Here is a 16,164-nt window from a genome sequence, read left to right as displayed (position 1 = left end):
CAGGCCCTTCAGGGCACGTCGCCCCCGCTGCGCAGGTCGCGGGCCATTTCGCTGGTCGCAGCCCATCCGAGATCGGCATACAGAGGCTTCCCTTGGGCGGTAGCGTGCAGCACCGCGTAGGCCACCCCTCGCCCGGCGAACGCGTGGTCGGCCAGCTTCATCAGCTGGCGGGCGATGCCGCGACGCCGGTAGCCGGGCTCCACGTAGACATTGAGTACGTAGCCGCGCGAGTCCTGCTCTGGATGGGCGGGGTGGGGCGGCCAGTCGATCAGCATCAGGCCGATGCCTGCGATGGGTTGTCCATTGTCGGAAAGGACATGGCCGAAGTAGTCGCCCGACATCAGGCGCGGCTCCAGCCATCTACGGAACGGGGCGGCCATCTGCTGCAGGACCTCTTCGCTCCGGCCGCTTTCACGGAACATCGCTTCACGGTGGGCACAGATGAGGTCGAGATCGCACGGAAGGATCTGCCGGACGACGAAGCCATTCCAGGAGGCTGTGATGGTATTGTCCGGAGTGCTGTCCATCGATCGTGTATCCGTTCAGACCCTGCTGGCTTGCCCAGCATCGTATCTGAAGGGCGCATGGTGAAAGCACCACGTTGCAATGATTGATGATCGATTGTTGCTCCAGGACGATCCACCGGGGACGAGGGGTGCGGTGTCATCGCACCGACTGCGGCACCCGCCTCAGCGTGCGGGTGTCGTAACCCATCGCCGCAATCCGCTCGACTGCCTGCTGGTAGTCTCTGTCCGACACCTGCGGGGTGCGGGCCATATACCAGACGTAATCACGCTTGCTTCGCGCCACGATGGTCTGGCGGTAGCCTTCGTCGAGCCAGGCGATCACGTACTCAGCCTGGATCGGCCAGATGAACTGCATGCCCCAGATCGCGCCATTGCCTTCCTTCTCGACACGGCCGATGGGGTGCATCGACTTCTGTGGCGCATCAAAACTGCCCTTGCGATAGGTGAAGGTGGTCTGGATGCGCCCATCGGAGCGCAGGGCATAGCTCTCCACGGCGTCGAAGGCCTCGCGTTCAGGGCGCGATGGGATATGCGCGATCACGTACCAGTCACCCATGAAACGCGGCACATCCACCGATGACGGACGCGGCAGTGGGCGCGTGTCGCTGGAGCTGCAGCCGGAACCGAACAGGCCGATCGCGATCAGGGGAAGCAGTGGAAACTTTCGCATGTCACACCTCAGCGGGGCCGGAACAGGTAGTGGGCCACCAGCCACTGCTGGCCGTCGTCGTAGCCGAACAGCTCGGCGCATGCCATCCAGAACATCCGCCAGCGTTGCCACCAGATGCGCGCAGCCGCCGGCCCATAGGTCGCCGCCAGTATCGGCATCACCCGGTCGCGTGCCGCATCCTGATTGGCCAGCCAGTGCTCGGCGGTGCGTTGGTAGTGGGTGCCGTCCAGCAACCAGCGCTGATCCAGCCGCAGGTCGCGCTGGAAATGCAGAAGGGTATCGGCGGCCGGCATCAGTCCGCCGGTGAAGAAATGGCGGCCCATCCAGTTGTCGCCACCCTCGGTTTCGAACGGGTACATCAGCGTGCGATGGGCAAAGATATGCACGAACAACGCACCGTCTGGCTTCAGCCACTGCGCGATGCGCGCCAGCAGGCGCTCGTAGTTGCGCACGTGTTCGAACATCTCGACCGACACGCAGCGGTCGAAGCGTGCCGTGGGCAGCTCAAGCTGGTTGACATCGCGGGTGATCACCTCGACGTTGCGCAGCCCCCTGGCTTCACACTGCGCCACGATGTGCTGGCGTTGGCTGTGCGAATTCGAAACGGCGGTGATGCTGGCCTGCGGGTAGCGTTCTGCCATCCACAGGGTCAGTGAGCCCCAGCCGCATCCCAGTTCGAGAATCTGCTGGCCATCGGCCAGGCCTGCGCGCTGGCCGTACAGTTCCAGCATCGCGTCCTCCGCCTGGTCCAGCGTTTCGCGCCCGGTGGGGTAGTAGCAGCTGCTGTACTTCAGTCGCTTGCCCAGGCAGGCCTGGAAAAAGGCTGCTGGCACTTCATAGTGCTGTCGGTTGGCTGCATCGGTGTGTAATGCGAGTGGGCTGTCGGCCAGCTCGGCGATGCGCCGGCTGAAGCGCGCCGACTGGCCTTCGATGCCACCCTCGCTTTCCTCATGCAGGCGTCGCGCGCACAAGCGGCGGATGCCCGCACGCAGCGCCGCATCGGGGACCAGCCCGCGTTCGGCCCAGGCGATCAGCCCGGTTTCCGCGTCTTCGGCAGGATTCAGTGAGGGGATCGCGTTCATGCGGAATGCTCCTTGGAAGGGCGGGGGAACCAGGGAAAGAACATCGGCGTGCTGCGCTGATAGGCCTGGTAGTCGTCGCCGCGGCTGCGCAGGGCCTGCTTCTCGGTGAACGGGATGCCGCTGAGATAGCGCAGGAACACATACATCAGCACGGGGCCGAGCCAGGCCAGCCACCACAGCGGGGAGCCGACGGCCAGCAGCACGTAGGTGAACCAGTGCAGCCACTCGAAGAAGTAGTTGGGGTGGCGGGAATACCGCCAGAGTCCATCACGGCAGGTGCGGCCCTTGTTCGCCGGGTTGGCGCGGAACCGGGCCAGCTGCTGGTCGGCCAGCGATTCTCCGCCCACGCTCAGCAGCCAGACGAGCGCAGCCGCCATCACCCAGGGTGCCGTGCCTGCGGTTTGATTGGCGGCGACCGCGACGAAGGGCAGGGCAAACAGCACCACCAGCAGTGCCTGTGCCATGAAGAACCCGAAGATCTTTCCCTGGTGTCCTTGCCAGTGCTCACGAAGGTAGCGATAGCGCCCGTCCTCTTCTTCGTGCCGGACCCGGTGCCAGAGATGAAGGGCCAGGCGACCGCCCCACAGGCCACCGAGCACAGCCAGCGCAACCCGTGGCGTGACCGCACCCTCGCCCAGCAACGCCAGCAGCAGCGCGGCGGCGCCCACGCCCTTGGCCCAAAGTACGTCCACAACGCCGATGTTGTGGTGGCGGCGCTGCCAGGCCCAGCCCCAGCTCATCACCAGTACCGCGTAGAGCAGCACCCAGAGCAGGTTGATCATGATGACGCTCCGACCAGAGGTGGTTGTGGCGTGGTACGCGGACCGCCACGGGCGGCGCGGCACAGGAGGGAAAGCGCAATGGCCCAGCCTGCGCCCAGCACCAGGACGCCATGCCACATCGGGCTGTTGAACTGCACCGCATCGAATCCACGCGCGGCCGACAGGTAGGCCAGTGGCGCCAGCAGCAGGCCGAACAGAGGCGGCAGGGCAGGGTGTCGCTGAAGGAAGCGCATCGAGGTGGTCAGGGTCATGGCGAATGCCGCCCACAAGGCCATGATCCAGGGCGGCGGCGCCCATCCCAGCGGGGCAGCGGCGTAGCGCACGGTGCCGCTGGCGGCAGCGCTGGCGTCGACCAGCCAGGCGCAGGCCAACGCAAGCAGCAGCAGCCGCAGGTCCAGCCGTGGTTGCGCCGACGTCAGCAGCTGGCTGCCGATATACAGCGACGCAGCCAGCAACGCGGGCCACTGCCAGCCGCGTCCGGCGCCGGCCACCGCGCACAGCCAGACCAGCTGGTTGCCAAGCAGGTTGGCCCAGAACCGGCACATGTCAGTCACCTTCGCCAGCCGGGACCGCAGGTCGATGGCCCGGGCGTGCCAGCAGCAGATGCGAGACGCCGATCGAACGCTCCAGGAAGCCGCCTTCGCAGTAGGCCAGGTAGAAGTCCCACAGGCGGCAGAAGCGCGCATCGAACCCCTGTGCCTGCACGGCGGGCAGCTGTGCGAGGAAGCGCTGGCGCCAGGCGCGCAGGGTCAGCGCGTAGGAATGGCCGAAATCCTGCTGGGCGATCAGCTGCAGGTCGCTGGATCGGCTCTTGGCGGCCATGATCGCATTGATCGATGGGATGAAGCTGCCCGGGAACACGTAGCGCTTGATGTAGTCGACGCTGCGCCGGGCCTGCTCGTAGCGATGGTCCTCGATGGTGATGGCCTGCAGCAGGGCAACACCATCGGGCTTCAGCAGTCGCTGCAGCGTGGCCATGTAGGTGTCCAGGTATTCGGCGCCGATCGCTTCGATCATCTCGATCGATACCAGCTTGTCGAACTGGCCCTGCAGGTCGCGGTAGTCCTGCATCAACAACGTGACCTGGTCCTGCAGTCCTGCGTCCCGCACGCGCTCGGTGGCCAGCGCATGCTGCTCGGCAGAGATGGTGGTGGTGGTGACATGGCAGCCATAGTGCCGGGCGGCGTGTACCGCGAAACCGCCCCAACCGGTGCCGATTTCCACCACCCGGTCGCCCGGCTTGAGTTGCAGCTGGCGGCAGATTCGGTCCAGCTTGCGGCGCGAGGCGGACTCCAGTGATTCGGATTCGCTGGCGAACAGCGCCGACGAATACATGAGATCCGGCGACAGGAACAGGGCAAAGAAGTCGTTGCCCAGGTCGTAGTGGGCGGCGATGTTGCGCCGGCTGCCCTCACGGCTGTTGCGATGCAGCCGGTTCCAGCCGCGCAGCAACCAGCCAGCCACACGGGCTGGGCCCTGCTCCATGCCATCAAGCAGGTCGCGGTTGCGCACCAGCAGCTGTATCAGCGCGACAAGGTCATCACAGTGCCAGTCGCCCTGGATGTAGCTCTCGCCGGCGCCGACGCTGCCCTGCGCAGCGACCTTCCGGTAGAACGCGGGGTCATCGATGGTCACCGTTACCTGCAGCCCTGCGTGGGCGTTGCCCAGCCGGACCTCGCCAAGGGCATCGCGCACGCACAGGTGGCCATCGCGCAAGGGGGCAAGCTGCGCCAGCAGGCGGCGGCGCAGGAAGGCGTCCAGCGCGCCGGGGCGCGGCAGGGTCACCGAAGGCGTCATCGAGTTCATCGTGGTTTCCCGGCAAGGGTGGGGTGGTCGTGTACGGGGTTGCGCTTCAGCCACAGCCGCAGCGCGTGCCAGTGGATGGCGGCCACCACCTGGGTGGTCATCAGTGGGTAGCAGGCGAGGAGCCGCGCCAGCCCGCGGCCATCCAGGCGGCGGCGGTGCATCGTCTGGGTGGCATCGAACTGCCGGATGCCGTCGCGCCAGACCTGCATGTGCACGCGCAGGTCCTCATCGGGGCTGCTGAAGCGCCAGTCGTAGCGGCAGTCCATCGGCATGAACGGCGAAACGTGGAAGCGCTTGTCGAACTGCCAACGCAGTGACGCACCTTCGTGGACGGCCGTAGCGACCGGCAGCACGTAGGCGTGCCGTTCCTTCCAGGGCGTGTTGGTGATCTCGGCAACGATGCAGTCCAGCGTGCTGCCGTCGGCGTGGTAGCAGTAGTAGAAGCTGACCGGGTTGAATACATGCCCGGCAAAGCGAAGGTGGGTGAGCAGGCGCACCGGCCCCGAAGGTCGATGACCGAGCGTCTGCGCGGCGTGGTCGCGCACGGCATCGGCCAGAGGCTGTGCCGGATCGCCGAAATAGTCGCTGCGCCGGAACTCGGCAAGGTTGCGCCGATTGACCGACCACAGCCAGCGTCCCGCAAACACGGTCTCCAGCTCATCCAGGTCGAGCAGAAGCTGCGCAACGGGGTAACGGAACGCATGCGGGTGCGGGTGATGCCGGCGGTGCATGACCTGCCCGAAATAGAGTGCGCTGGCGCTCATGCCGCCACCTCGCCCGGTGCGGACACCCTGCGATGCGGTGCGCAGGACTCCAGCGCATCCACCACGCGGCGGGCGCTGCGGATGCCATCTTCATGGAAGCCCCAGCCCCAGTAGGCCCCTGCGAACCAGGTGTGGCGATGGCCCTGCAGCTCTGCCCAGCGCTGCTGCGCGCGAACCGCAGCATGATCGTGCACTGGATGGGCATAGTGCAGCGTGCGCAGCACCCTGGCCGGATCGATGGCCTCGCTGCGGTTGAGGGTGACTACCAGCGGCGTGCTGCCGGGCAGGCCCTGCAGCAGGTTCATGCAGTAGCTTACCGTGCAGGGCGCCGCTGGATCCTGCGGGACATGCGCGTTCCAGGCCGCCCAGGCCTTGCGGTTGCGCGGCAGCAAGGATGCATCCGTGTGCAGTACCGCCTCGTTGGATTGGTAGCGGATGGCACCCAGTACCTCGCGCTCAGCGGGGTCGGCATCACCCAGCAGGGCCAGCGCCTGGTTGCTATGGCAGGCCAGGATGACTTCGTCGAAGGCCTCGACGCCTGCGGCGCTGTGCACGCGTGCGCCCCCAGGCGTGCGTTCCACCCGCTGCACCGGGCACTGCAGGCGCTCATGCACCCGCCAGCGGCGGCGCAATGCATCCACGTAGCGGGCCGAGCCGCCGGTAACGACCCGCCAGGACGACCGCCCGGTCATCTGCAGCATCTGGTGGTTGGCCATGAACTGGGCCAGATAGCGCGCGGGGAAGTCCTGCACCGTGGCGGTGGGCGACGACCACAGCGCCGAGGCCATCGGCAGCAGGTGCTCTTCAATGAAGGCCTCGCCGTAGCGCTGATCTCGCAGGTACTCGCCCAGCGTTGGACCTTCCTCCTCGGCCAGCAACAGCGGGGCATCCCGGTAGAACCGGCGCAGATCGGCCAGCATGCCCCAGAAGCGCGGCGATACCAGGTTGCGTCGCTGGCAGAACAGGCCATCCAGCGAGGTGGCGTTGTACTCCACGCCGCTGCGTTCGCTGTGCATCGAAAAGCTCATCGTGGTCGGCTGCGACGCCACTCCCAGCTCTTCGAACAGCGCCGTCAGCAGCGGGTAGTGCTGGGGATTGAAGACAATGAAGCCGGTGTCCACGGCCATGCGCGTGCCGTCTATCTGCACGTCGTGGGTATGGGTGTGGCCGCCCAGGTAATCGCTCGCCTCGAACAGCGTCACGTCGTGCCGTTCCTGCAGCCACCAGGCGCTGGCCAGCCCTGAGATGCCTGAACCGATGATGGCGATGCGCATGTCAGTACCTCGCCTTGGCCAGCACCCATTCGGGGATGGGCTTGAGGCCTTTGACCAGGCCGAACGCCGCCATTGCACGCAGCCCATACCAGGTCAGGTCGATCTCCCACCAACGGAAGCCCTGGCGCACGGTGCCCGGGAAGAAGTGGTGGTTGTTGTGCCAGCCTTCACCGAACGTCAGCAGAGCCAGCCAGAGATTGTTGCGGCTGTCGTCTCGGGTCTCAAAGCGGCGACGACCGAAGCGATGAGCCAGCGAGTTGATGGTGACCGTGGCATGGAACAGCACGATGGTGGAAATGAAGAATCCCCACACCAGCAACTGGGGGCCGGAGGTTTGCAGGCCCGGCGCCCAGTGTTCCAGTGCTGCACCCAATGCATACAGGCCGATGGCCAGCAGCACGGGAATGGCGGTGTCGAAACGGTCCAGCCAGCGCAGTTCCGGGAAGCGCGCCAGGTCCGGCACCCGCGACAGGTCGGTGGCGAAGGCTTCGCGGGTCAGGAACCATCCCATGTGGCTGCGCCAGAAGCCGCCTTCGCGCGGGGAATGCGGGTCCAGTGGCTGGTCAGCGTGCCGATGGTGGTGGCGATGGTGGGCAGCCCACCACAACGGCCCGCGCTGTACGCTGGACGCGCCGATCACCGCGAACACGAACTGCACGGCGCGCGGTGCCTGGAAGGTGCGGTGCGAAAAGTAGCGGTGATAGAACGCGGTGATGGCGAACATGCGCACCGCGTAAAGCGCCGCGGCCACGACCACCGCCGTCCACGACACGCCCACCCAGATCACCGCGATGCACGCTAGGTGCATGAGCGCGAACGGCACCGCTCGCAGCCAGTCGATGCGGCCGGGCTGTTCCGAGTTGGCATCCGCAGCGTTGCTGGTATCAACCCAACGCTGCAGGGTGTGCACCAGGCGCCAGCGTCGACGGGGGAGGGGCGATACAGAGGCCATGGCGGATCTCGGCGGGTGTCGTGTCTTCCTGTACGCAGCAGAATGCGTAATGGATGCGACGTGTTGCAGTGAATGTCGGCTTCACGTGTTCGTGACGGTGCAGCGGTCGACCAGTGGCTGCGCCCATGCCTGCTGCCACTCCGACGTGGGGCGTTGCGCAGGTGGCGAGCCAAAGCGCACCGTCACCTGCGGATAGGTGCCGCGCGCATCGCGCAGGTTGCTGGTGCCGTTGAATTCCAGCAGGCGCCGGTCGGCGCTGGCATAGACCAGCGACAGGCGGGGCGCGATGCCGCCATACCAGGTGTCGAGGCTGACCTCGATCGACTGGGCGTCGATGCCTTGCCAGCGCAGGGTGCCGGTATGCCGGACCTGCACCGGGAAGTAGCGCTGCCGCCCGGGCACCAGGAAGGGCAGCGAAATGCGTTCGCCCTGCATCAGCGCTGTCCAGTGCAGGCGGACCGCCGCGTCGAATCCCGCATCGATCACTGCGTCCGGCGGCAGATCGAGCCTGCGCTGCCGGGGCGGGCTGGCGGCATCCTCCTTCCAGGCGACCGACACGGCACCGCTGGCGGTCTCGATCTCGGCCGTCTGGCCGCTGCGTCGGTCCTGCAGCGAATAGCCGCGAGCCTGCGCAAAGGGGCTGGCCGGCAGGTGCTTGCGGGCGAACGGCTGGCCACCCGGGCACTGGTACAGCACCCAGCGCTCGGCACCCTCGCTTGCATCGCGGCGCCAGTGCACTTCCCGGTAGAGGATCCGGCCCTGCGAGGACGTTGCCACGCCCTCGCTTCGCAGCCAGGGGGCCGCCAGCGCGGCATGGGGCAGGCACAACAACAGCCAGGCGATGCGCATGGACTTCATCCGTAAGGGCGGGTCGAGGTCGTACGGCAGGCGGGGCGGGTTGGATGCGCAATGCGGGCTGCATCCAATTGCCATTCCCGCCCGTACAGGGAACAGACCTTCACCCGCCCGCCGCGAACGCAGATGTACCCTGACGCCGCCAGCACCCTCGCCAACTTCAACAGCGCACGCACCGTGTCCAGCTCCCAGCAGCCCAGCAGCGAGCCGAAAAACTGGGCCGGTGACATGGACGGTGTCGCGCGGCTGCGCGACCGCGACTGTTTCATGCGGATCTATGACCATTTCATGCCGCGCCTGTGCGTCTATCTGCGCGGGCTGGGCGCACCCGACGCGGTGGCCGAGGAGTTGGCGCAGGAATGCCTGCTGCGCCTGTGGCTGCGGGCGGCCGACTATGATGCCGCGCAGGGTGCGCTGAGCACCTGGCTGTACCGTATCGCCCGCAACCTGCATATCGACCGCGTGCGCCGCGAGCGCAGCTGGATGCAGGTGCAGGTGGCGGTGGAGCACGCCGCGATGATGGACGTGGTCGAGCGCAGCAGCGCCGAACAGTTCGCCGACCAGGCCCGGTTGCGCCAGCGCATCAACGAGCTGCCTGCGGTGCAGGCGCGGCTTGTGCGCATGTCCTACTTCGAGGCCAAGAGCCACAGCGAGATCGCCGAGGCGCTGGGCATGCCGCTGGGCACGGTGAAATCGCACCTGCGGCGTGCGTTCCTGCAATTGCAGTCGAAAGTGGGAGGTGCGCTGTGAATCCGCACCACCATCTACACGAATCCACGCTGATGAGCTACGCCGCGGGCGCGCTTCCGGCGCCGTTGAGCATCGTGGCGGGCGCGCATCTGGAGCAGTGCCCGCACTGTCGCCAGCGCCTCCGCGAGGCCGAGGCGATCGGATCGGTCTTGCTGGAACAGACCCAGCCATCCACGGGCGATCTACGCCGCGAGCAGTTGCGCGACGCGATGTTGATGCGGCTGGCGACGGACGCGCCTGCCGTGGCAGTGGCGTCGCGGCCCGCTTCGAGAGAGCGGCCCGAAGCCGATCCGGACCATCTTCCTGCTTCGCTTCACCCGTATTTCGGCGCGTCGCTCAGCGGCCTGCGCTGGCGCTGGATGGCGCCGGGCGTGCACTGCATCCGTGCAGAGCAGATGCCTTCGCTGATCATGCTGAAGATCGCCCCGGGCAAGTGCCTGCCGATGCACAGCCACGGCCGCAGCGAGCTGACCCAGATCCTGCGGGGCTCGTACAACGATGCGCTGGGGTTGTTCGCGCCCGGCGACGTGGCGGACCTGGATGAGGACGTGGAGCACCAGCCGGTGACCGCGCCGGGGGTGCCGTGCATCTGCGTTTCGGCGCTGGATGCGCCGCTGGTATTCAGTGGCTGGTTGGCGCGGAAGATCCAGCGCTTCGTGAAGCTCTAGCGGGGCAGGAGACGGTGATGGCCAGGGTAGAAGCATTGCGTGTTCTGTTGACCGGCGCCGCCGGGCTGGTGGGGCAGGGCGTGGCGCTGGCCTGCCAGCGCTCACCGCATGTCGGCCATCTGACCGCGCTGGTACGGCGTCCGGGCAGCCTCAACGGTGCGGGCAGCGAGCGGGTCGTGCCGGATTTCCTGCGCATCGATGAGCAGCGTGACGATCTGGCTGGCTTCAACGCGTGCTTCTATTGCGCGGGCGCACCTCCGGTGGGCACCGCCGAAGCCGAGTACCGGCGGGTGACGCTGGACACCACACTGGCCGTGGCCCGCGCGTGGGCCGCAGTGAATCCCGACGGATGCTTCCTGTATGTGTCCGGCGCCGGCGCGGACCCGCAGAGCCGGGTGATGCCGCTGCGGATCAAGGGCGAAATCGAACTGGCGCTCCGCACGATGCCGGTGCGTACCGTGATGCTGCGCCCGGGCGGCGTGCGGCCGGTATCGGGAACCGGCACGCGCCACGTGGTGCTCAAGCCCTTGTACTGGGGTGGCGCACCGCTGATGAAACTGGCTGGCGCACTCGTCCCTTCACTGGTCACCAGCAATCTGGCGGTGGGCCAGGCGATGATCGCACTGGCCGGACGGGAGCATCCACCTGCGACGGTGGAGTGCGCGGACATCAACCGGATCGCAGCGGGAACACCTGATCCGGCGCGTTGAGCTTAGTGCGCTGCGGCGTCCAGCACGGTTCGCACCGCCTGTGCCAGGTCACTTCGGGTAAATGGCTTCGGCAAGAGAGCAGCAGCCCGCCCTTGGCTGCCCACCGCATCGTGGTCGCGCGGATAGCCTGACGTGAACAGGATGGCCACGTCGGGCCAGCGCTCGCGAACCTCGCGGACCAGTTCCCAGCCCGACATGCCGGGCATCACCACGTCGGAGAACAGCAGGTCGACCTTGGTGTCCGGTCGCTCCAGCAGGCGCAGCGCCGACGGTCCGTCGTGCGCTTCCAGTACGCGGTAGCCCAGCAGGCGCAGTGAATCAACCGTGTGCGCGCGCACATCGTCGTTGTCCTCGGCCACAAGGATGGTTTCCTCGCGCGGCGCGTAACCGGCCAGGCCAGACTGCTGCGCACGCGCTTCGCAGGGCAGGGCCAGCGCCGAACGCGGGAACATCATGGTGATGCTGGTGCCGGCACCCTCCACCGAATCGATCAGGACGTGGCCGCCGGATTGCTTGACGAAGCCGTGCACCATTGACAGGCCTAGCCCGGTGCCGCGGCCGACCTGCTTGGTGGTGAAGAACGGCTCGAACACGCGTGCCAGCGTGGGCGCATCCATGCCGTGCCCATTGTCGCGTACCCGCAGCATCACGTACTCGCCGGGTTCGGCGTCGGGGAACAGCGCGGCGTAGTCGAGGTCCAGATGGCTGTTGTCGACCTCGATCACCAGCCGGCCACCGTGGGGCATTGCATCACGGGCATTGACCGCCAGGTTGAGCACCGAGGCCTCCAGCTGGCTGACGTCGATCTCCACGCACCAGATGTCCTGGGCGCTGCGGATCTCCAGCTGTACCAGCTCGCCCAGCGCACGCTGCAGCATGTCGTGCATGTCCAGCAGCCGGTCGTTGAGGTTGGCCGCCTGGCTGTGCAACGGTTGGCGGCGGGCAAATGCCAGCAACCGCTGGGTGAGGCTGGCGGCACGACCCACGCCTTTCAGGGCATTGTCCAGGGCGCGGCCGACCAGCGCGGCCGGCTCACCGGCGCGCTCGCTGAGCAGCATGGCGTGCTCGACGTTGCCGGAGATGACCGTCAGGATGTTGTTGAAGTCGTGGGCGATGCCACCGGTCAGCTGGCCCACGGCCTCGATCTTCTGCGACTGGCGCAGCGCGTGCTCGGCCTGCAGCCGGGCGGTGGTTTCCACCGCTTCGGAGACCACGGCCGTGACTACACCTTCGGCATCCACCAGTGGACGGAACGAGAAGTCGAAGCTGCGCCGTCCGGTAGGCAGCTCGATATCCAGCGCATGCAACGAGCTTCGGCCGTGCACGGCATCGGCGACGGCCCTATCAACGGTCGCGGCGACCTCCTCAGTCATGGCGAACCACGGAGACCGCGCATAACGTTGGCCCACTACATCCTTCTTGTCGGCCAGCACGGCGGCCAGCGAGGCGACGTTGGCATCGACCACGCCGCCGGAAAGATCGAGCAGCACCTGGTGCTGGAAGCTGGATTCGAAAATGGCCTGCAGGCGGCGCTTGCTGGCCCTCAACTCGGCCGTGCGCGCCTGGACCTGGCGCTCCAGGGCCTGGTTGTCCTCGCGCAGCGCCAGCTCGGCCTGCTTCAGCCCGGAAACATCGCTGCCCAGGCAGATATAGCCGACCACCGCGCCGTCGCCGCCACGCTGCGGCACGCAGTCCATCTGCACGAATCGTGACTGCCCACTGCGATGGGTCATTTCCACCTGGAAGCTGGTGCGCTCGCCCTGCAGCACGCGCTCCAGGGCAGGTAATGCGTGTTCAAACGCAGAAATCCCACTGACTTCCCGTGCCGTGCGGCCCAGCAGTTCTGCAAGGCTGAAGCCATGCCAGTCCAGAAACGCCTTGTTGGCAAACCGGTAGCGATGGTCCTTGTCCAGCTGGGCGATCAACGCAGGAACGGCGTCGGTCACCTGCTGCAACTGGGCCTGGCTGTCGTTCAGTGCGGCCTGCGCATTGGCCAGCTGGGTGCGCTCGTGCGCCTCCTGGCGGGCGCGGCGGATCGCATCGGGCAAGCGTTGCAGGCGTTGCTTCACCACGTAGTCGCGCGCGCCGCGCGTGAGTGCCTGTACCGCCAGTTCCTCGGTCAGCGTGCCGGAAACAAAGATGAAAGGCGTCTGTGGCACGCGTTCGCGTGCCAGGGCAAGTGCTGCGTCACCATCGAAGCCTGGCAGGACATGATCGGCGAGGATCACGTCAAACGCACGGTTGTCGATGGCCTCGATGAACGCATTGCGGGTCCACAGGCGCTCGGCCTCGAAGTCGAGGCCGGCGCGCTGCAACTGTGCGCTGATCAGCTCCGCATCAAGCGCGCTGTCCTCCAGCATGAGGATGCGCAGGCGCTCGCTGCGGCGCGATCCATCACGCATTGTGCTGCCCCGAGCCGTTGGGCCGATGCGGCGGCGGCTGGTTGGTGATGCCCCAGAACATGCCCAGCCCCTGGATGGCGTCGAAGAACTCCTTGAAGTCGACCGGCTTGACCACGAATGCGTTGACGCCCAGTTCGTAACTGCGAACCAGGTCCTGCTCTTCACGCGAAGAGGTCAGCATCACCACCGGCGTGCTGCTCAGATCCGGGTCGCTACGCACCTGTTCCAGCACCTCCAGGCCGTTGACCTTGGGCAGCTTCAGGTCCAGCAGCACCACCACCGGGCCGCCGTGCATGGCGCCGGCAAACTTGCCTTCGCAGCGCAGGTAGTCCAGCGCTTCGGCGCCGTCGCGTACATGGATGACATCGTTCAGCAACTGGCAGCGCGACAATGCGGCCAGAGTCAGCTCTGCATCCTTGGGGCTGTCCTCAACCAGGAGGATCGGCCGCAGGTCCCTCATGGGTGATCTCCTGTGGAACGGGGTAGGGTGAAGTGAATGGTGGCGCCCTTGCCGGGCTCGCCCTCGGCCCAGGTACGGCCGCCATGGCGGCTGATGATGCGGCGTACGTTGGCCAGGCCGATGCCGGTGCCTTCGAATTCCTCGACGTGATGCAGGCGCTGGAACACGCCGAACAGTTTGTCCACATAGCGCATGTCGAAGCCGCAGCCGTTGTCGCGCACGAAGAAGTGATCTTCGTCGTCACTGCGCTCGTGGCCAACCTCGATAACAGCCTGGTCGCGCTCGCGGGTGAACTTGATCGCGTTGGCCAGCAGGTTCTGCCAGACCAGGCGCAGCATCGTCGGATCGGCTTCGACCTCCGGCAGCGGTGCGAGCGTCCACTGCACGTCGCGGCCGGCGTAGTCCAGGGCCAGGCTCCGGCGCACATCCTCGGCCAGCGCGGTCATGTCCATCCGCACACGCCCCAGGGTGGAGCGCCCCATCTGCGAGAAGCTGAGCAGGTCATCCACCAGTGTTCCGGCGGACTTGGCCGATTCCACGATCGTGTCCAGGAAGCGGCGCTCGGTATCGTTCAGGCGCTCGCCCGCCGAGCTGCCCAGCAGTTCGGAATAGCCGACAATGTGACGGAACGGAGCGCGCAGGTCGTGGCTGACCGAGTAGGAGAAGGCTTCCAGTTCCTTGTTGCTGCGGAGCAGCTGCTCGTTCAGTTCGGCCATTTCCTCGGCCTTGCGCAACACGATATCGACGATGGCCGTGCGCATCTCGTGTGCCGCGTCGCAGTCAGCATCGCTCCACGGCAGGCTGCGCTGCTGCACGGTCTCCTTCCAGGCCTCGAACGAGTTGCGCGGAGACAGCGCCACGCCCGGCGCTGCTTCCTTGCGGGGATCGCCACCCCAGCGCACGGTGCGCACCACTTCCGGCCGGAACCACATCAGGTAACTGTCATGCAACTGCGAAATGGACACCGCCAGCACGCCGCTGGCTACGTCGGCCAGGTGCGCGGCAGGTGACCAGTCGGCTGCCAGGTGATCGGTGCAGTAGGTTTCCTGGCCGGCCTGCTGCGTGGCCAGCCAATTCGCCAGGGCCAGCACGTCGCTGGCAGAAGGGCACTGGCCGACACGCAGGCAATCGCCCTTGTGCACGATCACCGCGCCGGCCGCGCCAGTCAGCGACAGCAGGCTGGCCTCGTCGTCGCGCAGTGCGGCCATGAAGTCCTCATCACCGGCCATGCGTGCCAGCAGCTTGACCAGCACAGAACGCCGGGCCACGCGCTCTTCGATCGCACGCGCACGCTCCTTCAACGCAATCTGCAGCGACAGGATCTGGCCCATGAACTCGCAGGCAGTACGCACGTGGTACGGCAGGCGGCGCGGCTGCACGGTGTGACAGGACACCAGGCCCCACAGCCGGCCTTCATGCACCAACGATACCGACATCGACGCACCGGTTCCCATGTTGCGCATGTAGTGCAGGTGTACCGGCGAGACGCTGCGCAGCACGGCCAGGCTCAGGTCGGTGGGCGGCGCGTCGCGATGGTCCTCGGCCCGCATCAGCGGGGCAGGGGTGTAGTTGTTGTCCGCAATCAGGCGGACCCGGTTGCGCCGATACAGTTCGCGGGCCTGCGCGGGAATGTCCGACTCAGGGAAGCGCAGGTCCAGGTAGGACGGCAACAGGCCGTTGCCATCCTCAGCTACCACGATGCCGTTCCAGCCGGCATCGAACTGATAGACCAGGGTGCGGTCAAAGCCGGTAAGCCGCCGCATGTGCGCGGCCGCAAGCCTGCACAGGTCTTCCACGGTCGCCGCCGATTCAATGCCGGTCATCAGCTCGCGGATGGCCGGATACAGTTCCTCCAGCGAGCCCGGTTGGCCGGGAACCGGTGCTTCCAGTTCGACCAGCAGATCGTTGGCGGAACGGTGCACCAGCAACTGATGCCGGCCGTGGCCATCCAGATGCACGGCACCGACATGGGCACTGCTGCCGATCACGGCCTGCTGGAACAGGCCCTGGAACGGCGCCAGCACGCCGCCAAACACCTCGCTGACATGCTGCGTCAACGGTTCGCCGAACTGCTGCAGCAGGCCGGGATGGCTGATGGCGCGCTCGCGCACCTGCAGGGACTGCGGTTCAACGACCAGGAGCACACCATAGGGCTGGATCGCGCCGGGGGTGTGGATCGGTTCGCGCGCGCAACTGGACAGGGCAGGGGCGTGCGCGGACTCAGCAGAAGGCATCAAGGGCGGGACTCATCATTCGTGGATGGCTGGAAAGGCCCAGTGGTACATCCGGTACCCCTCAATGGTGAAGCAAAATCATGCATTCGCCTACCAGTGTATGCGTGTGAAGCGTGCTTCTGTCCAAGCTGAATTCTTCATGTGGGGACGAGGTCGAGCACTTGCAGTTTTCGCGAAGAATACATCTCCGCTGCACATCAGCTCGACAGGTCATTGCCTAGAGTGGAT

At 66.5% G+C, this 16,164-nt stretch carries 16 protein-coding genes; 3 read left to right on the top strand and 13 right to left on the bottom strand.

Translation table 11 applies throughout. The features are described from left to right. Positions 1 to 8: 8 nt before the first annotated feature. The 10 genes from AC5QAH_RS05685 to AC5QAH_RS05640 form a co-directional block, all read right to left on the bottom strand. Complete coding sequence (locus AC5QAH_RS05685; protein WP_019337463.1) at positions 9 to 527, bottom strand: GNAT family N-acetyltransferase; 519 nt, start codon at positions 525 to 527, stop codon at positions 9 to 11. 136 nt (positions 528 to 663) lie between these two features. Beyond that, a complete protein-coding gene (locus AC5QAH_RS05680) occupies positions 664 to 1,197 on the bottom strand; it encodes a lipocalin family protein (RefSeq protein WP_019337464.1) in 534 nt (177 codons plus the stop codon). 8 nt (positions 1,198 to 1,205) lie between these two features. Then, complete coding sequence (locus AC5QAH_RS05675) at positions 1,206 to 2,279, bottom strand: SAM-dependent methyltransferase (protein ID WP_495232176.1); 1,074 nt, start codon at positions 2,277 to 2,279, stop codon at positions 1,206 to 1,208. Continuing rightward, positions 2,276 to 3,061: a DUF1295 domain-containing protein gene (locus AC5QAH_RS05670; protein WP_010485798.1), complete on the bottom strand. Its 786-nt coding sequence runs from the start codon at positions 3,059 to 3,061 to the stop codon at positions 2,276 to 2,278. The genes AC5QAH_RS05675 and AC5QAH_RS05670 overlap by 4 nt, the downstream gene beginning before the upstream one ends. Continuing rightward, a complete protein-coding gene (locus AC5QAH_RS05665) occupies positions 3,058 to 3,606 on the bottom strand; it encodes a DUF2878 domain-containing protein (protein ID WP_495232175.1) in 549 nt (182 codons plus the stop codon). The genes AC5QAH_RS05670 and AC5QAH_RS05665 overlap by 4 nt, the downstream gene beginning before the upstream one ends. A gap of 1 nt (position 3,607) precedes the next feature. Then, complete coding sequence (locus AC5QAH_RS05660; protein ID WP_197643354.1) at positions 3,608 to 4,867, bottom strand: class I SAM-dependent methyltransferase; 1,260 nt, start codon at positions 4,865 to 4,867, stop codon at positions 3,608 to 3,610. Further along, complete coding sequence (locus AC5QAH_RS05655; protein ID WP_329921246.1) at positions 4,864 to 5,631, bottom strand: DUF1365 domain-containing protein; 768 nt, start codon at positions 5,629 to 5,631, stop codon at positions 4,864 to 4,866. The genes AC5QAH_RS05660 and AC5QAH_RS05655 overlap by 4 nt, the downstream gene beginning before the upstream one ends. Beyond that, a complete protein-coding gene (locus AC5QAH_RS05650; protein ID WP_478410977.1) occupies positions 5,628 to 6,905 on the bottom strand; it encodes an NAD(P)/FAD-dependent oxidoreductase in 1,278 nt (425 codons plus the stop codon). The genes AC5QAH_RS05655 and AC5QAH_RS05650 overlap by 4 nt, the downstream gene beginning before the upstream one ends. 1 nt (position 6,906) lies before the next feature. After that, a complete protein-coding gene (locus AC5QAH_RS05645) occupies positions 6,907 to 7,857 on the bottom strand; it encodes an acyl-CoA desaturase (RefSeq protein ID WP_197643348.1) in 951 nt (316 codons plus the stop codon). Positions 7,858 to 7,938: 81 nt separating this feature from the next. Beyond that, the gene (locus tag AC5QAH_RS05640; protein WP_329921251.1) at positions 7,939 to 8,706 is read right to left on the bottom strand and encodes a hypothetical protein; all 768 of its coding nucleotides are present in this window, start codon (positions 8,704 to 8,706) and stop codon (positions 7,939 to 7,941) included. Between the two features lie 132 nt (positions 8,707 to 8,838). Between AC5QAH_RS05640 and AC5QAH_RS05635 the strand changes: the two genes are divergently transcribed. Genes AC5QAH_RS05635 through AC5QAH_RS05625 form a run of 3 tightly spaced genes read left to right on the top strand, consistent with a single transcriptional unit; the run spans position 8,839 to position 10,840 of the window. Continuing rightward, positions 8,839 to 9,462 carry a sigma-70 family RNA polymerase sigma factor gene (locus tag AC5QAH_RS05635; RefSeq protein WP_054171738.1) on the top strand — a complete coding sequence of 208 codons (624 nt, stop codon included), beginning with the start codon at positions 8,839 to 8,841 and terminating at the stop codon, positions 9,460 to 9,462. Then, on the top strand, positions 9,459 to 10,130 hold the full coding sequence (locus AC5QAH_RS05630) for a ChrR family anti-sigma-E factor (protein ID WP_049436408.1): 672 nt from the start codon (positions 9,459 to 9,461) through the stop codon (positions 10,128 to 10,130). The genes AC5QAH_RS05635 and AC5QAH_RS05630 overlap by 4 nt, the downstream gene beginning before the upstream one ends. Positions 10,131 to 10,147: 17 nt before the next feature. Beyond that, positions 10,148 to 10,840: a Rossmann-fold NAD(P)-binding domain-containing protein gene (locus tag AC5QAH_RS05625; RefSeq protein ID WP_197638493.1), complete on the top strand. Its 693-nt coding sequence runs from the start codon at positions 10,148 to 10,150 to the stop codon at positions 10,838 to 10,840. A 2-nt stretch (positions 10,841 to 10,842) separates the two neighbouring features. Here the strand turns inward: AC5QAH_RS05625 and AC5QAH_RS05620 are convergent, their stop codons facing one another. Genes AC5QAH_RS05620 through AC5QAH_RS05610 form a run of 3 tightly spaced genes read right to left on the bottom strand, consistent with a single transcriptional unit; the run spans position 10,843 to position 15,936 of the window. After that, positions 10,843 to 13,242, bottom strand: a complete 2,400-nt coding sequence (locus AC5QAH_RS05620; RefSeq protein WP_478413669.1) for a response regulator — start codon at positions 13,240 to 13,242, stop codon at positions 10,843 to 10,845. Continuing rightward, complete coding sequence (locus AC5QAH_RS05615; protein WP_010485778.1) at positions 13,235 to 13,702, bottom strand: response regulator; 468 nt, start codon at positions 13,700 to 13,702, stop codon at positions 13,235 to 13,237. The genes AC5QAH_RS05620 and AC5QAH_RS05615 overlap by 8 nt, the downstream gene beginning before the upstream one ends. Next, on the bottom strand, positions 13,699 to 15,936 hold the full coding sequence (locus AC5QAH_RS05610) for an ATP-binding protein (protein WP_312383589.1): 2,238 nt from the start codon (positions 15,934 to 15,936) through the stop codon (positions 13,699 to 13,701). Before AC5QAH_RS05610 ends, AC5QAH_RS05615 begins: the two co-directional genes overlap by 4 nt. Positions 15,937 to 16,164: the final 228 nt, after the last annotated feature.

This window comes from Stenotrophomonas sp. YJH_SMC_43, from assembly GCF_059372535.1.
Note: the sequence above shows the minus strand (reverse complement) of the source record. Positions and strands in the feature narration are given on the sequence as shown.

What these genes read in the sequence shown, in the direction of transcription:
- AC5QAH_RS05635 (WP_054171738.1), top strand. Translation starts at nt 8,839, where the DNA reads ATGTACCCTGACGCCGCCAGCACCCTCGCCAACTTCAACAGCGCACGC.
- AC5QAH_RS05670 (WP_010485798.1), bottom strand. Translation starts at nt 3,061, where the DNA reads ATGATCAACCTGCTCTGGGTGCTGCTCTACGCGGTACTGGTGATGAGC.
- AC5QAH_RS05680 (WP_019337464.1), bottom strand. Translation starts at nt 1,197, where the DNA reads ATGCGAAAGTTTCCACTGCTTCCCCTGATCGCGATCGGCCTGTTCGGT.
- AC5QAH_RS05620 (WP_478413669.1), bottom strand. Translation starts at nt 13,242, where the DNA reads ATGCGTGATGGATCGCGCCGCAGCGAGCGCCTGCGCATCCTCATGCTG.
- AC5QAH_RS05685 (WP_019337463.1), bottom strand. Translation starts at nt 527, where the DNA reads ATGGACAGCACTCCGGACAATACCATCACAGCCTCCTGGAATGGCTTC.
- AC5QAH_RS05615 (WP_010485778.1), bottom strand. Translation starts at nt 13,702, where the DNA reads ATGAGGGACCTGCGGCCGATCCTCCTGGTTGAGGACAGCCCCAAGGAT.
- AC5QAH_RS05665 (WP_495232175.1), bottom strand. Translation starts at nt 3,606, where the DNA reads ATGTGCCGGTTCTGGGCCAACCTGCTTGGCAACCAGCTGGTCTGGCTG.
- AC5QAH_RS05660 (WP_197643354.1), bottom strand. Translation starts at nt 4,867, where the DNA reads ATGAACTCGATGACGCCTTCGGTGACCCTGCCGCGCCCCGGCGCGCTG.
- AC5QAH_RS05645 (WP_197643348.1), bottom strand. Translation starts at nt 7,857, where the DNA reads ATGGCCTCTGTATCGCCCCTCCCCCGTCGACGCTGGCGCCTGGTGCAC.
- AC5QAH_RS05640 (WP_329921251.1), bottom strand. Translation starts at nt 8,706, where the DNA reads ATGCGCATCGCCTGGCTGTTGTTGTGCCTGCCCCATGCCGCGCTGGCG.
- AC5QAH_RS05625 (WP_197638493.1), top strand. Translation starts at nt 10,148, where the DNA reads ATGGCCAGGGTAGAAGCATTGCGTGTTCTGTTGACCGGCGCCGCCGGG.
- AC5QAH_RS05610 (WP_312383589.1), bottom strand. Translation starts at nt 15,936, where the DNA reads ATGCCTTCTGCTGAGTCCGCGCACGCCCCTGCCCTGTCCAGTTGCGCG.
- AC5QAH_RS05655 (WP_329921246.1), bottom strand. Translation starts at nt 5,631, where the DNA reads ATGAGCGCCAGCGCACTCTATTTCGGGCAGGTCATGCACCGCCGGCAT.
- AC5QAH_RS05675 (WP_495232176.1), bottom strand. Translation starts at nt 2,279, where the DNA reads ATGAACGCGATCCCCTCACTGAATCCTGCCGAAGACGCGGAAACCGGG.
- AC5QAH_RS05650 (WP_478410977.1), bottom strand. Translation starts at nt 6,905, where the DNA reads ATGCGCATCGCCATCATCGGTTCAGGCATCTCAGGGCTGGCCAGCGCC.